The following is an 18,695-nucleotide window of genomic DNA, read 5'->3' on the forward strand; positions in this document are numbered from 1 at the left end:
GCGGGCGTACCGGCGCTGTGGAACCAGTTCCTGAACGGCGCCATCATCATCGTCGCCCTGATCATCTCCCGGTTCGCCTCCGGCGAGAAGCAGGACTAGTGCCGCGGCAGGCGACGTTCGCCCGCCGCGACGCGGGGCGGCGTTCGCACCGTCCCCCGGCACAGGAAGGCACGCGCGTGGCACTCACCGACGAGGCGATGGACAAGATCAAGGCTCCTCCATCACGTTGGCGGTGACGCCCTCGGGGGTGCGGTAGGTGCCTGGGAGGGGGAAGCCGGCCATCTCCGTCCACTCCACGTCGGGGGCGAGCGTGGCGCGCAGGGCGGCCAGGTCACCTGCTGCGGAGGCCAGGTACTGGCGGCGTACGACGTCGGCGGGAGCGGTGGAGGTGGTGAACTCGCTCATCGTCAGCCCCACCGCATTTCGCCCTTGGCGACCTTCGCGCCGATCTAGGCGGCGATCAGCATGCCGTTGTCGGGGTAACGCCTGACGAGGGCGTCGGTCAGCGCGGCACCGTCGGCGGCTTTGCCGAGCTCCTCCTCGAAGGCGACGAGGTACTCCCGGGTGGCGGTCATAGCAGAGGCGTCGGCGGGAGTTCCGGGCAGGCGGTGTCCGGGGACGACGAGCTCCGGCTGCAGGGCGGCCATCTCGTCGAGGAGGCCGATCCACGCGGAACGGTCGCCGGGCGTGGGGGTGTCGGCGACCCAGACGTGCTCCTGCTGGAAGAGCAGCACGCCACCCAGGATCGCGCGGTGCTCGGCCTGCCGTCGCTCACCCCACGGGATCCGACCGGCGGTGGGCGCGACCCTGCGACCTGCGACTGGTACGGACCCGTCGGTCAAGATTCGGTCTCGCTTGACCGGGGCGGGAGGCAGCCAAGGCATTACCCGCGGTAAGTTCCGGCTCCCCACCCCCCGTTGTCAGGAGCCCCGGTTTTCATGCGCCGACTTCCAGCCTCCATCGCGGTGGCGTCAGTGGCCATCGGCGGGTTCATCACGAACACCTCCCCCGCCGCTGCCGCCGACCCCGCGTCCGGTTCCTTCAGCGTCCTCGCCTACAACGTCGCGGGCCTGCCGGAGAGCATCTCCAGCGCTCCCACCCCGCGCGAACCCGCCACCACGGAGATCGGCCGGCGGATCGCGCCGTACGACATCGTCAACGTCCAGGAGGACTTCAACTACCACGCCTTTCTCTACGCGGGCGACACCGTGCACGCCCACCGCACTCCCACCAGCGGCGGTGCGGGGATCGGCAGCGGTCTCAACACCCTGGCGAAGCTCCCGTACGACACCGACGACTTCGAGCGGGTGCGCTGGAAGTCCTGCCAGTTCGACTCCGGTGACTGCCTCACGCCCAAGGGGTTCACCTTCGCCCGCCAGCGTCTCGCCGAGGGCGTGTACGTGGACTTCTACAACCTGCACACCAACGCCGGTACGAACCCCGGCGACCTGGCCGCGCGGGCGGACAACCTCAACCAGCTGACGGCCTTCATCAAGAGCCACTCGGCCGGGAACGCCGTCGTCGTCATGGGCGACACCAACACCCGCTACACGCGCTCCGGCGACACCATCGCCGAGTTCGCCGCCGCGAACGGCCTGACGGATCCCTGGGTCGAGCTCATCCGCGGCGGCACCCCGCCCGCCAAAGGCAGCGACGCCCTGGTCTGCGACCAGACCGGCCCCACCGTGCCCAACACCTGCGAGGTCGTGGACAAGGTCCTGTACCGCGACAGCAAACTCGTCTCGCTCGACGCCACCTCCTACAACAACGAGCACTCCAGGTTCCTCACCGACGACGGGCTCATGCTGTCCGACCACGACCCGATCAAGGTGGACTTCTCCTGGTCCCGCGCCGCGGACTTCCGGCTCAGCGACCAGTTCGGCGGGCCGCACGGCGACTACTACAACGACATCGACGCCGTCCCGGCGGGCGCGCGCCCGGTCAGCCTCTCGCTGCGCAGCGGCACCCGGGTCGACGGCGTCGGCCTGACGCTCGGCAGCGGCAAGTCCGTCAGCCACGGCGGAAGCGGTGGCACGGTGTCGACCCTGAACCTGGGCAGCGGGGAGTACCTCAACACCGCCCAGCTGTGCCGGGGCGTGAAGGACGGCCGCACACGGATCTTCTCCGCCCAGTTCACCACGAACCTCGGCAGGAGCCTGTCCGGCGGAACCACCACGTCCGACTGCGTGACCCGCACCGCGCCGTCGGGATGGCAGATCGCCGGGTTCCACGGACGCGCCGGTGCCGAGATCGACAAGCTGGGCGTCATCTACACGAAGCGCTGACGCGCTCTTCCGCCGACTGCCACCGGCGCCGGCACGCCGACGGCGGCGACGGCCTCACACCGGCTGTCGCCGTCGTTCGCGCAGCAGGGTGCGGCGTGCGCCTCCCTGGAGCGCCGGGCTCTCCTTCGCGACAGTCAGGGTCTGCAGTCCGCCGCCTCACACCACACACCGCGACACCACACACCGCGACACCACAGACTGCGACACCGGAGGCCGGGACACCCGAGACGCGCGACACGGCGCGAGCAGCGACGGGCACTGCCCGGCACCTTGAGCGTGCAGGGCCAGAGCCCCTGGACGGCCCGTCCGCCGCGACGGCGGGCCGTCGTCAGGGGAGTCGGGGCCGGTGGTGAAGGTCCACGAGGTGCCGGTGAAGTCGTCTCCGGAGTAGCCGGTCACCTGGTAGCCGGGGGCCGGCCGCCGTGAGGGCAGACTGCGGGGCCTAGACCTGCGAGCCTGAGTTGCTCAGCGTCGTAGTCGCCGACAGCGAGGACCGCGGCCGGTCGGCACGCCCGCGGTAGCCGGAGTCCGGGGATTCCATCACGCGCTCTACCGCCTCGACGGCCCGTCAGACGGTACGCGGCTGGGACTGCCGGGTTCATGGTTCTGCTGGTGGGGGAAGGTCGGCGGCACCCAGACGCACGGTGAGGCACAGTCGGGTCCTCCTGGGTCCCGGAAGGTGTCGAACCCGTCATTCCGTGGTGCAGTCATGTCATGGCCTCACCGCTCACGGATGACCAGGACGCTCTCGTGCCTCCGCGGCGCGAGCGTCCCTCCCGGCTGATCGACGTCGCCGTCGCCCTGCTGCTCCTGATCGCGGACGCTGTCATCGTCGTCGTCGCCGTGGTGCTGCTCGTCGCGGTCGGCATGGGCAGGGCGCACTCGCCGTACTCCCCCTCGACCGCACACTCCCCCGACGCCCCGGTCCTGGCGTGGCTCGTCATCTGGGGCGTTCCGGCGGTGGCGGCAGCCGGCGCCGTCGTGCACGCCCGCCTGAGGATGCCCGTCACGGCCGTTGTGCAGATCCTGTTCACCCTCGCCTGCACCTTCCTGGCCATCGCATGGACGCGCATGCTGCTGTCGTGAGGAAGGCGCGCCCCGCCCGCACCGACCGGAGCAGGCGGGCTGGAGGGGCCAACTGACCGATACCCTTCGACGGCTGTGCCACGCCGGAGCAGGCGGCGCTCGGGCACCGGGCCGCGAGGTGTCACCACGTCACGGGCAGCTCCAGCGGTAAGCGCCGGATGGTCCGGGTGTCCCAGCGCACGGCCTCGGCCGGAACCGCCAGGCGCAGGCCGGGCAGTCGGGTGAACAGGACCCCGATCGCGGTGCTGAGTTCCGCGATCGCGAGCGTGCTGGCGATGCAGTGATGATTGCCCCAGCCGAAGGTCATGTGGGGATGGGACGAACGGTCGACGTCCAGGGCGTCAGGGTCCGCGAACACCGCCGGGTCCCGATTGGCCGCCAGATAGGAGACGTGGACGAAGTCACCCGCGCGGATCAGCACGCCCTCCACTTTCACGTCCTCCAGGGCGATGCGCGGGATGCCGACGCCCTTGCGGAAGGGGATGTGCCGCAGGAGTTCGTCCAGCAACCGGGGCAGCTGCTCGGGACTGCGCCTCAGCAGGTCCGCGAGCTCGGGACGGGTGAGCAGGGTGAAGGCGATGTTGCTGATCTGACAGGTCGCCGTGTCGTTGCCGCTGAGGATGAGCGTCAGTGCCAGGACGGCCAACTCGTCGTCGCTCAGGGGCTCCTCGCCCTGCTCACAGGCCGCCATGGTGTTGATGAGGTCATCACCCCCTTCCACCCGGCGTGCGGCGACGAGCGCGGTGAAGTAGGAGCGCAGGAACTGCTTGGCCTCGGCCGCCGCCTGCCTGGCTTCGGGGGCGGTCGTGAGCATCTGCTGGGTGTAGCGCAGCATGAGAGGCCGGTCCGCGGCGGGTACGTCCAGCAAGGCGCAGATGGTGTGGTTGGGCAGCTGCGCGGACAGGCCGAGGGCCAGGTCGGCCGGCGGGCCCTGCTCGATCATCTCGTCCACGAGACGGTGGGCCACTTGTTCGATGGCCGGCGTCATGCGCTTCACGCTGCTCTGTGTGAAGGCCCGGGCGGCGGCATGACGGAGTCGGGTGCTGCGCGGCGGGTCCATGACGTTGAGCGACTCCGGGGAGACGATCGGCTCGGGAGTCATCCGGGGGTAGTCGCGGCCGACGATGCCGGCCCGGCTGAACCTCGGGTCGGTCGTCACCTGGCGTACGCCGTCGAAGCTGGTGACCAGCCACGCGTCGGCTTCGCCGTAGGGCAGTCGGATACGGCTGACCGGGCCGCCGGCCATGAGCTGTGCGAGTGACGGGTCGAAGGCCAGTTGCTCGCTGAAGTCGAAGGGACAGGCGGCGACGTGAGCCATGTGTACTCCTGAACGCGTGCTGCGGTGCGGCCAAGTGGGCGGAACCGGGTGGGCCCGGGGCACGGACGCCCGGCCCGCCGGGGACATCTCGCATAGTGCGGCAGCGCGCCGCTCCATGCACCCAGTGCCGGTCAAACGGCAGAAAGCGGGGAGACGTGCCCGATCCGAGTCCTCAGACACCGCAGCGGCCGGCCGTGGACGTGCTGGTCGTCGGCGGTGGCCCCACCGGTCTCACCCTCGCCTGCGATCTGGCCAGGCGTGGTGTGCGTACCCATGTCATCGAGGCCGGCGACCGGCTCCTCCCCGGGTCGCGCGGCAAGAGCCTGCAGTCCCGCACGCTGGAGGCGTTCGACGACCTCGGCGTCGCCGACGCGCTGAGGGCCGCCGGTTCCCCGTTCCCGCCCATGCAGACCTGGCGCGACGGCGAGCGCCAGGGCGAGTGGCAGCTGATCCAGCCGGACCCTGAGGCCCCGGTGTCACGGCACCCGCGTCCGTGGCTGGTCCCTCAGTGGCGTACACAGGACATCCTGCGCGATCGGCTGCTCGACCTGGGCGGAACACTGGAGTGTGGTGCCCGGCTCACCTCCGTCACCCACACCGACACGCATGTGACGGCCGAGGTGACGCACTCCGACGGTGGCCGTCGCCTGATGTCGGCGCTCTACCTGGTGGGCGCGGACGGCAGCCACAGCACGGTGCGCGAGTCCCTGGGCATCGCCATGAAGGGTGAGGACGGCGGGCTCCGCTCGGCCGTGGTGGCGGACGTACGCGTCGAGGGACTGGATCGCGATCACTGGCACATCTGGCCCGACCCGGCAGGTGAACTGCTGCTGTGTCCGCTGCCCGGAACCGACGACTTCCAGCTGAACGCCAAGATCACCGGTGAGGAGTTCACCGCGACGCCCGAGACCGTGCGCCGTCTGGTCGCCGCCCGTACCCATCTGTCCTCCGACGCCGTCACGGACGTGGGATGGTTCTCGTTCTACCGGCCTCGTACCGCGATGGCCGAACGCTTCCGTCAGGGGCGCGTCTTCCTCGCCGGGGACGCCGCGCACGTGCACCCGCCCGGCGGTGGCCAGGGGCTGAACATCGGCGTGCAGGATGCCTACAACCTCGGCTGGAAGCTGGGCCAGGTCATCGACCGCCATGCCCCGGACACGCTGCTGGACAGTTACGAAGCCGAGCGCCGGGCCGCCGCGGCGGACACGCTGGACCTCAGCACGCGCCTGTACCGGGCCGGTCGCACACCGCAGGACGCCGACGAGCAAGCACGATACCGGGGTCGGGTCTGCCACCTGTTGTCAGTGCATTACCGCGACAGTGAGCTCTCGACCGACGCGCGGGAGCGCCGTTCTCCCACCGGATTCCAGGCCGGCGACCGTGCGCCGGACCTCCCGTGCGTCACCACCGAGGGCCCCTCCCGGAGCCTCTTCGACCTGCTGAGAGGCCCGGACTTCACCTTGCTCGCGGTGAACTGTGCTCCGCCCCCCGAGGCAGCCGGTCTGCGCAGCCACCAGGTGACCGGCGGACCGCTCGCGCAGGAACTGGGTACCGGACTGTTCCTCATCCGCCCCGACCAGCACATCGGTCTGGCTGCTGACGGCCCTGAGCACCTCGGCCGGTACCTGGCACGCGTCGGGCTGAAGGGCACCGGTATGTAGCAGGCCCCTGCACCTCGTGTACCGACCCGGCCACTCTCGGGGCCGGCGCAGGTCCGGTGGCCAGACGTCACCGGACCTGCTGGAGCGTGAGGTCAGCGTCGGCGTGCCCAGCCGGCACCGACGCCGGCCACCTGCAGACCCAGGCACATCAATCCCAGCAACATGACGTTCGTCGAAGAGAACACATCGTTGGTGCTGATCTCAGTCGCGTTGATCAGAAACGCCAGGAAGAACAACACTGCCGCGACTATGCCGAGCATGACGAGCTCCTCTCGAAGGGGATGCAGCCCGTATGCCCCGACTTCACGCCCGCAGACACCGGGATGTTCGCCCGCCTGTGCGGGCGCCGATGAAGTCCTCCGGCAGCTGCGACTGCCACCACGAGTGTCAACTCGCTTCCGGCAACGTCCTGTTGACACCGAACACCGCGAACCGGAGGCCGACGTCGAACAAAAGGACGCTACTCATCGGGAACAAGTGCCTGCTCTTGTCCGTACCATCTCCCACCAGGACAACGTGCGGTACACAGGAAGGGTCAGCGCCATGCCCGAGACAGCAACTCCCGCCACCGAACTGGCATCGCAGTACATCGCCCAGGTGACGGGCGACCTCGACGCCAACCTCAAGGAACAGGAACGCATCAGCGCGGACATCGCCTCCCTGCAGGAGCAGCTGGCCGCTCTGCAACACGACCACAGCGTGCTGGTCAGCATGCAGCAGGCACTCGGCATCACTCAGGCCCAGACCGCGTCCGCGGTCGAGTCCAAGAGTGCCACCGTGCCCTCCCCGCGGCGGAAGAAGGCCGGCGCCGCGGCCGGTGGGAAGCAGAAAGCACGCAAGTCAGCTGCCGCCCCCGCGAAGAAGACGGCCCGGAAGTCGGCGGCCAAGACGCCGGACACCGCACAGGGCGCCGAGCTGACCCTGGTCGAGCTCATCCGCCGTCACCTCGCCGAGCAGAAGGAGCCGCGCTCCGCCGCCGAGATCTCCACAGCGCTCGGCCAGGCCCACCCCGACCGCGACATCTCGCCGAAGGTCGTACGCGTCACCCTCGAGGGCCTCGTGGCCAAGAGCGGGGCCGAGCGCTCGAAGCAGGGCAGGTCCGTCTTCTACAGCGCGCCCGCGCAGAGCGGGAAGTCCGCCCCCGAAACCGGGGCCAAGCCCGAGCCCACGGACAGCTGACGGCAGGAGGCACTGCGGCCGGATCACCGACATCAAGGTTGGTCGACCCGGCCAAGCTCGCGCTGATGAACCTGCCGGATCCGGCGTGACGGCTGTCGGGTCTGCGTCCGAAGACCGGCTGAGCAGAGAGATGGGGTGAGGAGGTCACATCCGGCCGGAGGCCGATGAGGCCGAACTCGGTTACATGCTGCTGCCGGAAGTCTGGGGATGCGGCTATGCCGCCGAGGCGTGCGCGGCGGCGCTCGGCTGGTTCGCCGACGCGCATCCCGGCGAGCCGGTGGTGCTCTGCACCCAGACCGCCAACGAGCGCGCGATGGCCCTCGCGGTGAAGCTGGGGTTCACCGAGGTGGAGCGGTTCGAGGAGTACGGCGCCGAGCAGTGGTTCGGCGTGTGGGCGTCGGGCATGCCCTCCGGTTGAGCGGCCGCTTCCCGAGGCCGGTCAGTCGAGTGACTGCTGCCGGTGAGCCGAAAGGAAAACGAGGTGCCGGATGAGCCTCGGCACGCGCCGCCAGTGCCAGTGACTGCACAAGGGCGAGGGCTTCGTCACTGAGACGCAGGACGCTCGCGACCTCGCCCTCGGCCGCGCGGTCACGAAGAGCCCGCTCCAATGCCTCGACCACGACCTCGTGAGGCAGCGCAGGAAGGTTCTCGAAGCTCAGGTGAGAGTGCACCACACGAGGCTAGGTGCCCCGCCGTACGCGCTCCGCCGGCAACGCCGAGGGGAGCGTTGCCTGATGCGGCACTAGCGGGCGGAGGCTTGCGCCGTGGCGGGGGCGTTCGTGGGCTGCGCGTGGCGGGGGGCTGCCGGCTCCGGTCGGGTGTCCGGGGACTCCAGACGGAGCATGGCTGCCTCGTCCGGGGTGCCGGGGGCTGCTTGGTAGACGATCATGCGCTGGCCGCCCGTCCGGGCCAGTCGCATGACCTCGTAGGTCAGGGTCATCGGGCCGGCCGCGGGGTGCCGGAACGACTTCTGGCCGCCGCCGCGTTCGCAGACGTCGTATCGCTCCCAGAGACGGGCGAACTGCGGTGACTTCAGCATCAGTTCGCCGACGAGCGTGGTGAGCTCGGGGCTGTCCGGGTCGGCCCCGCCGACCGCCCGCAGATGCGCGACCGACAGGGCGACGGTCTCCTCCCACGGTTCGTAGAGCGTCCGGCCGACCGGGTGGAGGAAGAGGTAGCGCGTCAGGTTCCGCTGGTCCTCGGGCCAGTCCCAGAGCCCGGGCATCAGCCGTCGTCCGGGCGGGTTCGCGGCCAGGACACGGTTGTACCGGCTCACCACATAGGCGGGCAGCGGACGCACCGACTCCAGCATCCGCAGCACCGAGTCGCGTACGTCGTGGTCCGCGCAGGCCGGCAGCTCGGAGGCGCGGCCGGAGGCCAGCTCCGCGAGCTCGTGCAGGCGCTCGAAGCCGTCGCCGCGCAGCCGGAGGGTACGGCCGAGTGCGTCCACGACGGCCGGGGAGGGGTTGGTCTCCCGGCCGCGCTCCAGGCGGATGTAGTAGTCGACGCTCACCCCGGCCAGCGCGGCCAGCTCCTCGCGGCGCAGTCCGGGCGTGCGGCGCAGGCCCGCGCCGGCCGGGAGACCGACGTCCTCCGGGCGTACCTGCGCTCTGCGGGCCTTCAGGTATCGGCCGAGCTCCGTGCCCCTCGCATCCGATGTCGTCATCAGGTCATTGTCGCAGGCGGTCAAGAGGCGTGGGGGGCCGTGTCAGGACCAGGAACGCCGCACCCGGGGCGGAGTGCGGTCTGTCGGGGGCCGCGGGTCGGACGGAGAGTTGGTGTCGGAGCGGGCGGCCCGGCCGCCGGAGCCCAGGGGGTGCACGACACCGGACCGCGGCCCCGGTGCGCCGCAGCCGCCCGCCCGGTCATCCCTTCCACCCTCCCTGCCCAGCCGTTCTCGCGCATTCAAGGAGCTCACCATGCCGGCCACCCCTCCGCTGTCCTCCTCCACGACCTCCGGTCCCGGGCACGAGGCAGCGCCGCCGACACCGCGGCCGGGGCGACGTACGCCGGACCGGGGCCGACCAGAGGTGCCGCCCTCCGAGACCGTCAGCGCGCCGCGGCGAGGCGGCGCCGCCCTGGTCGCTTCGCTTCTCGGCTTCACAGTGATCACCATCGACGTCTCGGCCGTGAACATCGCGCTGCCCTCGATCCGCAGCTCCCTCGACAGCGGAATGTCCGGACTGCAGTGGGTCGTTGACGCCTACACCCTGATGTTCGCGGCCCTGATGCTCTCGGCCGGCGCACTCGCCGACCGCACCGGCGCCCGCCGCGCCTACACCTGGGGCGTCGCCCTGTTCACCCTCGCTTCCCTCGCCTGCGCGCTGGCACCCGACACCGGTGTGCTGATCGCCTCGCGCGTGGCGCAGGGCGCTGCCGCCGCGATCGTCATGCCGGCCTCGCTGGCTTTGATCCGGCAGGCCTACGAGGACGCGCGGTCGCGCGCCCGGGCCATCGCCCTGTGGACGGTCGGCGGCTCGGTGGCGATGGCCGCGGGGCCCGTGCTGGGCGGGCTGCTCACCGACACGGCCGGCTGGCGGGCTGTCTTCCTGCTCAACCTTCCCGTGGGCGCGGTCGTCCTGGGCCTGCTGCTGCGGGTGCCGCGCTCTCCCCGCCGGCCCGCCGCGCTGGACCTCGCCGGCCAGCTCACCGCCGTACTGGCCTTGGCGGGGCTGGCGTTCGCCGTGATCGAGGGCGGCCACCTGGGCTGGACCAGCGGACCCGTCCTGGGCGCTGCCGCGCTCGCGCTCGTCTCCGGGTGCGCCTTCCGCGCGGTGGAGGCCCGGCACCCTCGGCCGATGGTTCCGCCGGCCATGCTGAGGGACCGCCGGGTGGCCGTCCCACTCGCCGTCGGTTTCGCCATCAACGCCGCCTTCTACGGCGGGATCTTCCTGCTCGGGCTGTACTACCAGCAGCTGCGCGGCATGTCGGCCGTCGCGGCCGGGTTGATGTTCGTGCCGATGTCGGCGGTCGTGACGGCGACCAACCTGGTGTCGCCGCGCCTCGCCGAGCGCGTCGGGCGACGCCCGGTCATCGTCACCGGGCAGCTCGTCTTCACCGGAGCGATGCTGGCCATGCTGCCGCTCGCCGCACACACCCCGCTGTGGCTCGTGCTCGTCCTGCTGCTGCCGCTCAGCGTCGGCGGGGCGCTCGCGGTGCCCGCCGTGACCGCGCTGATGATGGACGCCGTCCCGCAGGAGCGGGCGGGAACCGCCTCCGGGCTCCTCAACTCCCTTCGCCAGACCGGCGGCGCGCTCGCCGTCGCCCTCTTCGGGGGCCTGATCTCCGGCTCCGGCGAGGTCTTCTCCCTTCCGGGCATGCGCGCCGGCCTCCTCACGGTCGCCGCCCTCCTCCTCGCAACCGCCGCTCTCGCCCGGCTCCTCCTGCCTCGGGGGTGACGTGGCGTCACCACATGTCCGGCAGCGGCCGGCCGCCGATCACGGGTGGCAGGTGAGTGACCGGCGGGGCCACGCCGCCGGATGGACCAACCCGCTCGTTCGCGATGCATGGGACATAACCTGCGCGATATGAAGAAATGCCATATCGCACCTCTGGCGTGCCTGGCGGCGTTGGTCGGGACGGGCCTCGGCGCCGCTCCGCCCACCGCCGCCCACACGGTCCATGTCGTGAGACCGGGAGAATCGATCCAGAAAGCGGTGGACAGCGCTCGGCCGGGCGACACCGTGCTGCTCGCGCGCGGCACCCACCATGGGAGCGTCAACGTGACCACGCCCGGGCTCACCCTGCACGGCATGGGCCGCGGCACGGTGCTCCGGCCGGCGGTGGGCACGAGCACCGCCACCACCGCCCCGAGCACCGCATCGCCCCTCGCGAGGGCCGCCGACAGCTGTGCCGCGGCCGGCAACGGCATCTGTGTGGTGGGCACCAAGGACCACGGCGTCGACGGCGTCACCATCGCCTCCCTGACGGTGACCGGTTTCGACAAGACCGGCGTGTACGCCCATGAGGCGGACGGACTGACCGTGCGGGATGTCACCGCGGCCAGGAACGGGGTGTGGGGCATCGCCACCGAGCACTCGCTCCGTGGCGTGTTCCGCGGCAACACGGCCCGGGACAACGGCGACGCGGGTCTGCTTCTCGCCAACTCGGTGAAGGAGGAGTTGGGAGCCCCGGACACCGAGGGCACCGTCGTGGAGCACAACCGGCTGGAGGGCAACCGGATCGGCGTCACCGTCCGCCGGCTGCGCAACCTGACCGTCGAGGGCAACCACCTCACGGGCAACTGCGCGGCCGTCTTCGTCGTCGGCGACGAGAACAAGCCCAAGGCCGGCTTCGTGACCGTGCGCGGCAACCGCATCGAGCGCAACAACAAGTTCTGCCCGAAGACGGCCCGGCTGGACGCCCTGCAGGGATCCGGCATCGTGGTGACGGGCGCCGACGACAACCTGATCACTCACAACGTGATCAAGGACAACGTCGGCAACTCCCCCCTGTCGGGAGGCATCGTCCTGTTCAAGAGCTTGGTGGGCACGGCCAGCGAGCGCAACCGGATCAGCGCCAACCTGCTGCAGGGCAACTCCCCCGCGGACCTGGTCAACAGGGATCTCGGTCAGGGCAACACGTTCCAGGACAACTCCTGCGCGTCGTCCCAGCCCGTCGGCCTGTGCTGACCGCCCGCCTCGCTCTTGGCGAACCCATCGCTCGCACGCATGCCCCGTGATCCTCGTGCTTCACATGACCCTAGAAGGAAGGAAGGCGGCACATGACAACCACTCAGCCTGCCCCTGCGCCGTCCATGCGGCTGCGGGAACTCGCATTCGGGGCGGCATGTGCCGCCGCCCTGCGCGCGGCCGCCCGGCTGGGCGTCGCCGACGCCCTCGGTGACACCCCCATGGCCGTGGAGGACATCGCGGCCGCGGTGAAGAGCGAACCCCGCCCGCTGCGACGGCTCCTGCGGGCCCTGTCCTGCTACGGCGTCTTCGCCGAACAGCCGGACGGGACCTTCGCACACACCGACGTCTCCCGGCTGCTGCGCGAGGACGATCCCGACAGCCTGCGCGCCATCTCGCTGTGGTGCACCGAGCCGTGGACCTGGGACGTCTGGCCGAAGCTGGACGAGGCGGTGCGCACCGGCCGCAACGTGGTGGAGGGCCTGTACGGCAAGGAGTTCTTCCCCTACCTCAACGAGGACGCCCCGGAGTCGGCCGACGTCTTCAACCGCGCCATGACGACCTCCAGCGTGCAGTCGGCGCGCGATGTCGCCGAGTTCCTCGACCTGTCGGGGAGCGCGTCGGTCGCCGACATCGGCGGCGGTCAGGGGCACGTGGTCGCGAGCCTGCTGGACAAGTACCCCGCGATGCACGGGACACTGCTCGACCTTCCCCGGGTGGTGGAGAACGCCCTGCCGAGACTGCGCCCGGGCGGCGACCTCGCTGATCGTGCGCGCGTGGTGCCCGGCGACGTCCGGACGGCCGTCCCGGTGCAGGCCGACGTCTACGTCATCAAGAACATCCTGGAGTGGGACGACGAGAGCACGGCCCGCACCCTGCGCAACGTCCGTGAGGCCGGTGGTCCCGGGACGCGGGTCGTGGTCATCGAGAACCTCGTGGACGACACGCCGTCCATGCGGTTCAGCACGGCGATGGACCTGCTGCTGCTCCTCAACGTGGGCGGGGCGAAGCACACCACCCAGAGCATGACGGACCGGCTGACCGAGGCGGGCCTGGTCATCGACGACATCCGTCCGGTCAACCCCTACCTGCACGCGTTCGACTGCCACGTTCCCGGCTGATCCGACCGCGTCCCGCGGTCCTCGTGCCCCGGGAACCGCACGGCAGACCACCGGTCGCCGGGTCCGCGACGCTGCGGACCCGGCGACCGGTGGTCACGGGCGGCGGTCAGCCGGCCGGCTCGCGCTCCCAGAGGTAGAAGCGCTGCGCCATGGCGTCCTTGGGGGAACGCCAGGTCTCCGGGTCGTACGCGCTGACGTACGCGGCCAGCCGCTCGCTGACGTCCCGGAACTCGGGATGCCCGCTGATCTCGGCGATGGCGGGACCGGGATCGCGCTCGGCCTCGATCAGGTGCATGTACACATCGCCGAACTGGAAGAGGCTGCGCCGGGTCACCCCGACGAGCCGCGGCAGCTCCCCCCGGTCGGACTCCTCGAACACCTTGGCGATGTCGGGCGCCGATCCGGGGGCCATACGGGCGACGATCAGAGCTTGGTGCATGGGGTGAGTCTCCGTCCGGCTCAGTCGTTCAGACGGTGCGTCGCACCGCGCTCCGCCGCGATCTTCTCGATGCGGTCGCGGATCAGGGCCATCTGCACCTTGGAGTTCCGGTTGATGTTGTCCGTCATCCACTCGTCGTCGACCGGCGCGTCCGGCTTCATCGCGAAGTCCTGCGTCCAGACCATGCGGGTGCCGGCCGGTACCTCCTCGTACCGCCAGAGGATGTCCATGTGGGCGAAGGGGCCCGTCTCGACCCGGCGGGCCTTGACCGTGAGCGTCTCGCGGTCCGGCTCGCGCTCCGAGACCCAGCTCCACACGGTGCCGTTCTCGTCCGGGTGCATGGTCAGCCGGAAGGTCGTCCGGTGGCCCTCCCGGGACAGGATCTCGACGGAGGCGTACTCGCTGAACAACTGCGGCCAGTTCTCCAGGTCGTTGGTCACCTCCCAGACCAGGTCCAAGGGCGCCGCGATGGTGATCTCGTTCTGTGTGTGTCCGGTCATCTCATGCTCCTGTCAGCAGTGCACCGTTGACGAGGTCGAGGAACTGCCGGGGCGACTTGGAGCGTTCGGCGTCGGTCGGCATCGGCGTGCCGTACCGGTTCTCCAGCTCACCCACGATGCCCAGCAGGCCCAGCGAGTCGACGCCGAGACCATCGAAGGCCGTGTCGTCGCGGCGGAGTTCCTCGGGTGTGACGGTGACACCGGTGCATTTCTTCATGAGTTCGGCCAGCTCTTCCACGGTGATGCGGTCGGTCATGCCATTCCCTTCCTCTCCTGCTCCACGGCGCCTCGCTACGAGGCGTCGGTGGCGCCGTGCCGCAGCACGAGCGCCGAGTTCGACCCCATGAGTCCCCGGCTCAGAAGCAGCGCCGTGCGTACCTCGGCGGTACGGGCCCGGCCGGTCACGAGGTCGAGGTCGTGGCAGATGTCGAAGACGTGGGGGGTGGGCGGGATCAGGCCGTGCTCCATCGAGAGCACCGCTGTCGCGGCGTCCACCAGCGGCGCCGCGCAGTAGGCCCGGCCGATCCCGGTCTTCGGCGCGGTGACGGGCACGCGGTTGCCGTGCGCCCCGAGAGCATCGGCGATGGCCAGGGCCTCGGCGCGGTCGGCCTCCGGTACGCCGAGGGCGTCGGCGAAGACCACGTCGACGTCCTCGGGAGCGCAGTCGGCCTCGGCCAGGGCCCCTCGGATGGCCTGGGCGAGCCCTTCCCGGGACTCCTCCCAGCGGGAGGCTCCGGTGAAGGTCGCCGCGTGTCCGGCCAGGTGGGCCCGCACGCGCGCGCCCCGTGCCCGGGCCCTGCCCTCGGCCTCCACCACGACCATGGCGCCGCCCTCTCCGGGCACGAACCCGCAGGCCGCGGAGGTGAACGGACGGTAGGCACGGGCCGGATCGTCGACCGTGCTGAGCTCTGGGTAACCGAGCTGGCAGACCACCGAGTAGGGCGCGATCGGCGCCTCGGTGGCACCGGCCACGATCACATCGGTGCCTCGCCGCACGGCCCGCGCCGCGTGGGCGAGGGCGTCCAGGCCGCCGGCCTCGTCGGCGGCGACGACCGAGCAGGGGCCCTTGAAGCCCCGTCGGATGGAGATCTGGCCGGTGCTGGCGGCGTAGAACCAGGCGATGGACTGGTACGGGCCGACGAAGCGACTGCCCTTGCCCCACAACTGCTGGAGTTCGCGCTGTCCGAACTCGCCGCCGCCGGAACCGGCCGCGGTGGCCACGCCCACGGAGAACGGCGCCTCGTCGGTCTCGGGCCGGTGCAGCCGGGCGTCGTCCAGCGCGAAGTCGGCCGCGGCCATCGCGAAGTGGGTGAACCGGTCGGTCTGGACGAGGAAGCGTTCCTCGATCGCCGCCGACGGGTCGAAGTCGCGCACTTGGCCCGCCACCCGCAGCGGCAGGTGTTCACAGCCCTCCCGGGTGATGCGCTCCAGGGCGCTGATGCCCTCCGCGGTGGACTTCCAGAAGGTCTCGGTACTGGCTCCGTTGGGCGCGACCACACCGATTCCCGTGACGGCCGCGCGCCGTGGACGGGGTTCGCTCATCGTGTCTTCTCCCTCGGCCGGTTCATGACCACCGCGGACTGGAAGCCGCCGAATCCGCTGCCCACCGAGAGCACGCCGGTGAGCTTGCGCTCACGGGCGACGCGCGGGACGTAGTCCAGGTCGCACTCGGGATCGGGGGTCTCGTAGTTCGCGGTCGGCGGTACGACCTGGTGGGCCAGGGCCAGTACACAGGCGACGAGTTCGATCGCTCCGATGGCGCCCAGGGAGTGGCCCACCATCGACTTGATGGAACTCATGGGGGTGTCGTAGGCGTGCGGGCCCAGAACTCGTTTCACCGCGGCGGTCTCATGACGGTCGTTCTGCTTGGTGCCCGACCCGTGCGCGTTGACGTAGTCGATCGCGGTGGGGTCGAGCCGTGCGCAGTTGAGGGCGTCCTCGATGGCCCGGGCCATCTCCAGGCCCTCGCTGGTCAGACCGGTCATGTGGTAGGCGTTGCCGAAGGTGGCGTACCCGCCGAGCTCGCAGTAGACGTGGGCGCCGCGGGCCCGGGCGTGCTCGAGCTCCTCCAGGACGAGTACGGCGCCGCCCTCGCCCATGACGAACCCGTCGCGGTCGGCGTCGAAGGGCCGTGAGGCGTGGGCCGGGTCGTCGTTGTTCGGGGAGGTGGCCTTGATCGCGTCGAAGCACGCCATGGTGATCGGGGAGATCGGCGAGTCCGAGGCGCCGGCGATGCACACGTCGGCCCGGCCCTCCTGGACGGTGTGGAAGGCGTACCCGACCGCGTCGAGCCCGGAGGTACAGCCCGTGGAGACGGTCTGGACCGGGCCGTGTGCCCCGAAGCGCTCCGCCACCGTCGAGGCGAGCGTGCTGGGCGAGAACGCGCGGTGCAGTTCCGGGCCCGCCTTGCGGTGGTCCACGTCCCAGTGCTGTCCGCTGTCACTGACCAGGACGTAGTCGTTCTCCAGCCGGGTGGTGCCGCCGACCGCGGTGCCCAGCGAGACACCGACGCGCCACGGGTCCTCGGCGCCCACGTCGAGACCGGCGTCCCGTACCGCTTCCTCGCCCGCGACCAGCGCGAACTGGATGTAGCGGTCGCAGCGTTCTACGTCCCGCATGTCCAGGCCGTGGGCAGCCGGGTCGAAGTCGCACTCGGCGGCGATCCGGGAACGCAGACCGGACGGGTCGAAGAACGTGATGGCCCGAGTCGCCGTACGCCCGTCCGTCAGGAGGTTCCAGAACGCCGGTACTCCTATGCCGCCGGGAGCGACGATGCCTATGCCGGTGACCACCACTCGTCGCGTCATGACCGGACCTGACGTCGTGCGGCTGCCTCCGCCCCCACCACCGCGGACTCGGCGTCGGTTTCCTCGGTGTCGACGTGGCCCAGCGGCGGGCTCGGGGCCAGCGGGCCGAGGTGGAACACCATCCGCGCCTCCACGTCGCCGACGTTGCGGAAGCGGTGGCGCACGTTGAGGGGGATCAGCAGCCCCTGCTCGGGCTGCAGCGGGTGCGGCTCGCCGTCGAGGTCCACCTCCAGCTGCCCGCACACCACGTACACGAACTCCTCGGAGTACGGGTGGTAGTGCTCGGCGATGCGGTCACCGGGCTCGATGAGGGCCACGCCCATGAAACCGCTGGTGGCGCCGACCGCGGCCGGAGTGAGCATGGCACGCAGGTCACCGCCTCGCCGGCGGTTGGGCTCGACGTCGCTCATGCTCACGATTCTGGGACGAGATGTGATCACGCGTTCCTCCGTTGATGTGCTGCACCACCGTGGGAGAGGCAGGCACCGCCTCTCCCACGGGACGGTGAATCAGGCGTCGGGCGAGCGGCGGTCGGTGACGAGGTCCATGCGCGCGAGTTCGAGGAGGCGCGCCATGACGCCGTCCTTCGACGCGGTGGCGTCCGTGCCCGCGTCGTCCAGAAGCGTCGTCAGCTCGGCCACCTGCGCCGAGTCGGCGAGACCCAGGATCTGGACCGGGTCGGCGGCTTCGAGCCCGTCGCGCACGTCGACGAGCCGCACGACGACGTCGTCGCGCTGGAAGACGGTGCTGCGCAGGACCGGGCTGCGCGGGTCGTCCGCCGCCGCCTCGTCCTGACGGGACAGGAGTTCGGCCAGCTTCATGCCGAGGTCCGGCCGGGCCGGGTAGTACAGGGCGCACCGCTCGGCCTGGGAGTCCTGCCGACCCACCGTCACGTGATGGACGGCCGGCAGCGCGGCCCTGGTGAAGAAGGCCCGGGCGGACTCGGGGTCGTCGAGGTCGCGGTCCTGCTCCAGATGGGGGTTGATGGCCTCCTCGACGGCCCGGACCTCGGGCTGCCGGGCGACGTGGCGCAGCGCGGCCAGCAGATCGCCCCGCACCTCGATGGCCCGCACCACGCGGTTGCCGTGCATGAACAGGGAGGTGCGGCACAGCCGGGTGGTGTCGTCGACCTGCGGCTCGGGCGAGGCGTAGTCGGCGAGGATCTTGGCGACGATCTCCTCGCTGCCCGGCTTGACGGTGAAGGTGAGCGCGTGCCGGATGACGCCGTCGCCGATCCTGGGCGCCGTCTGGAGCCGGCGCTCCGCCTGGTCGGCGTCCGCCGCCGGGCCGCCGGTCTCGCGGACGACGTGGAAGCGCAGTGACCGGGTGTCGCGCACGCAGCTGTGCAGCGGCTCCACCATCCGCACGTGCTCCTCGCTGTTGACCCAGGCGAGGAACGGCGGGGCGCTCTCCCACTCGCTGGTGATGAGCCATTGGGAGGGGTTCTCGATCGACTGGCACAGCTGGTCGCTGACGTGCCCGGGGACGGACGCGACCTGGTTGCACAGCTGTTCGTAGGCATCGAGGAACTCCTGCTGGGCGCCGTCGTGGACGTCGACCAGGAGGACGACTCGGAGCCGGGAACCGTCGAACACGGACTGCGAGACATGGTGCGACGCCTGTTGCGCCCGCGAACCTGCAACCCGTTCGGATGTGGTGGTCATCCTG

At 70.8% G+C, this 18,695-nt stretch carries 17 protein-coding genes and 3 pseudogenes; 8 read left to right on the forward strand and 12 right to left on the reverse strand.

From position 1 onward, the window contains the following. Positions 1–213 precede the first annotated feature (213 nt). Positions 214–405, reverse strand: a pseudogene (locus ACZ7EG_RS35250) (nuclear transport factor 2 family protein); the annotation flags it as partial. Between the two features lie 44 nt (positions 406–449). Next, positions 450–764 (reverse strand): annotated as a pseudogene (locus ACZ7EG_RS35255) (MBL fold metallo-hydrolase); the annotation flags it as partial. Between the two features lie 174 nt (positions 765–938). On the opposite strand from ACZ7EG_RS35255, the gene ACZ7EG_RS35260 reads away from it, so the two are divergent. Then, the gene (locus ACZ7EG_RS35260) at positions 939–2,285 is read left to right on the forward strand and encodes a jacalin-like lectin (protein ID WP_471088176.1); all 1,347 of its coding nucleotides are present in this window, start codon (positions 939–941) and stop codon (positions 2,283–2,285) included. 714 nt (positions 2,286–2,999) lie between these two features. Beyond that, a complete protein-coding gene (locus ACZ7EG_RS35265; RefSeq protein WP_471088178.1) occupies positions 3,000–3,371 on the forward strand; it encodes a hypothetical protein in 372 nt (123 codons plus the stop codon). Between the two features lie 121 nt (positions 3,372–3,492). Here ACZ7EG_RS35265 and ACZ7EG_RS35270 read toward each other — a convergent pair whose 3' ends face one another. Then, positions 3,493–4,689, reverse strand: a complete 1,197-nt coding sequence (locus ACZ7EG_RS35270; protein ID WP_471088180.1) for a cytochrome P450 — start codon at positions 4,687–4,689, stop codon at positions 3,493–3,495. 155 nt (positions 4,690–4,844) lie between these two features. Here ACZ7EG_RS35270 and ACZ7EG_RS35275 point away from each other — a divergent pair, with 155 nt between their 5' ends. Then, entirely contained in the window at positions 4,845–6,350 is a 1,506-nt protein-coding gene (locus ACZ7EG_RS35275; protein WP_471088182.1) for an FAD-dependent oxidoreductase, read from the forward strand. A gap of 92 nt (positions 6,351–6,442) precedes the next feature. On the opposite strand, the gene ACZ7EG_RS35280 is transcribed toward ACZ7EG_RS35275, so the two are convergent. Next, positions 6,443–6,610 carry a hypothetical protein gene (locus ACZ7EG_RS35280; protein WP_471088184.1) on the reverse strand — a complete coding sequence of 56 codons (168 nt, stop codon included), beginning with the start codon at positions 6,608–6,610 and terminating at the stop codon, positions 6,443–6,445. Between the two features lie 283 nt (positions 6,611–6,893). Between ACZ7EG_RS35280 and ACZ7EG_RS35285 the strand changes: the two genes are divergently transcribed. Further along, the gene (locus ACZ7EG_RS35285) at positions 6,894–7,529 is read left to right on the forward strand and encodes a hypothetical protein (protein WP_471088186.1); all 636 of its coding nucleotides are present in this window, start codon (positions 6,894–6,896) and stop codon (positions 7,527–7,529) included. Positions 7,530–7,671: 142 nt separating this feature from the next. Then, positions 7,672–7,947, forward strand: a pseudogene (locus tag ACZ7EG_RS35290) (GNAT family N-acetyltransferase); the annotation flags it as partial. A gap of 324 nt (positions 7,948–8,271) precedes the next feature. Here the strand turns inward: ACZ7EG_RS35290 and ACZ7EG_RS35295 are convergent. Next, complete coding sequence (locus ACZ7EG_RS35295) at positions 8,272–9,195, reverse strand: MmyB family transcriptional regulator (RefSeq protein ID WP_471088188.1); 924 nt, start codon at positions 9,193–9,195, stop codon at positions 8,272–8,274. A gap of 253 nt (positions 9,196–9,448) precedes the next feature. Here ACZ7EG_RS35295 and ACZ7EG_RS35300 point away from each other — a divergent pair, with 253 nt between their 5' ends. The 3 genes from ACZ7EG_RS35300 to ACZ7EG_RS35310 all read left to right on the forward strand — a co-directional run bounded on the left by ACZ7EG_RS35300 (position 9,449) and on the right by ACZ7EG_RS35310 (position 13,281). Further along, entirely contained in the window at positions 9,449–10,927 is a 1,479-nt protein-coding gene (locus tag ACZ7EG_RS35300) for an MFS transporter (RefSeq protein ID WP_471088190.1), read from the forward strand. 129 nt (positions 10,928–11,056) lie between these two features. Next, positions 11,057–12,160 carry a right-handed parallel beta-helix repeat-containing protein gene (locus ACZ7EG_RS35305; protein ID WP_471088192.1) on the forward strand — a complete coding sequence of 368 codons (1,104 nt, stop codon included), beginning with the start codon at positions 11,057–11,059 and terminating at the stop codon, positions 12,158–12,160. A 92-nt stretch (positions 12,161–12,252) separates the two neighbouring features. Continuing rightward, complete coding sequence (locus ACZ7EG_RS35310; RefSeq protein ID WP_471088194.1) at positions 12,253–13,281, forward strand: methyltransferase; 1,029 nt, start codon at positions 12,253–12,255, stop codon at positions 13,279–13,281. A 106-nt stretch (positions 13,282–13,387) separates the two neighbouring features. On the opposite strand, the gene ACZ7EG_RS35315 is transcribed toward ACZ7EG_RS35310, so the two are convergent. The 7 genes from ACZ7EG_RS35315 to ACZ7EG_RS35345 form a co-directional block, all read right to left on the reverse strand. After that, positions 13,388–13,720, reverse strand: a complete 333-nt coding sequence (locus tag ACZ7EG_RS35315; protein WP_471088196.1) for a TcmI family type II polyketide cyclase — start codon at positions 13,718–13,720, stop codon at positions 13,388–13,390. A gap of 20 nt (positions 13,721–13,740) precedes the next feature. Then, the gene (locus ACZ7EG_RS35320; RefSeq protein WP_471088198.1) at positions 13,741–14,220 is read right to left on the reverse strand and encodes an SRPBCC family protein; all 480 of its coding nucleotides are present in this window, start codon (positions 14,218–14,220) and stop codon (positions 13,741–13,743) included. A gap of 1 nt (position 14,221) precedes the next feature. Then, positions 14,222–14,476 (reverse strand): acyl carrier protein, encoded by a 255-nt coding sequence (locus ACZ7EG_RS35325; protein WP_471088200.1) that lies wholly within the window; start codon positions 14,474–14,476, stop codon positions 14,222–14,224. 35 nt (positions 14,477–14,511) lie between these two features. Then, a complete protein-coding gene (locus tag ACZ7EG_RS35330; RefSeq protein WP_471088202.1) occupies positions 14,512–15,762 on the reverse strand; it encodes a beta-ketoacyl synthase N-terminal-like domain-containing protein in 1,251 nt (416 codons plus the stop codon). Next, complete coding sequence (locus tag ACZ7EG_RS35335; RefSeq protein WP_471088204.1) at positions 15,759–17,027, reverse strand: beta-ketoacyl-[acyl-carrier-protein] synthase family protein; 1,269 nt, start codon at positions 17,025–17,027, stop codon at positions 15,759–15,761. Before ACZ7EG_RS35335 ends, ACZ7EG_RS35330 begins: the two co-directional genes overlap by 4 nt. Further along, on the reverse strand, positions 17,024–17,467 hold the full coding sequence (locus ACZ7EG_RS35340; protein WP_471088205.1) for a cupin domain-containing protein: 444 nt from the start codon (positions 17,465–17,467) through the stop codon (positions 17,024–17,026). The genes ACZ7EG_RS35335 and ACZ7EG_RS35340 overlap by 4 nt, the downstream gene beginning before the upstream one ends. A 69-nt stretch (positions 17,468–17,536) precedes the next feature. Next, positions 17,537–18,691 (reverse strand): SchA/CurD-like domain-containing protein, encoded by a 1,155-nt coding sequence (locus ACZ7EG_RS35345; protein WP_471088207.1) that lies wholly within the window; start codon positions 18,689–18,691, stop codon positions 17,537–17,539. Positions 18,692–18,695: the final 4 nt, after the last annotated feature.

The organism is Streptomyces sp. NPDC037100, assembly GCF_055606225.1.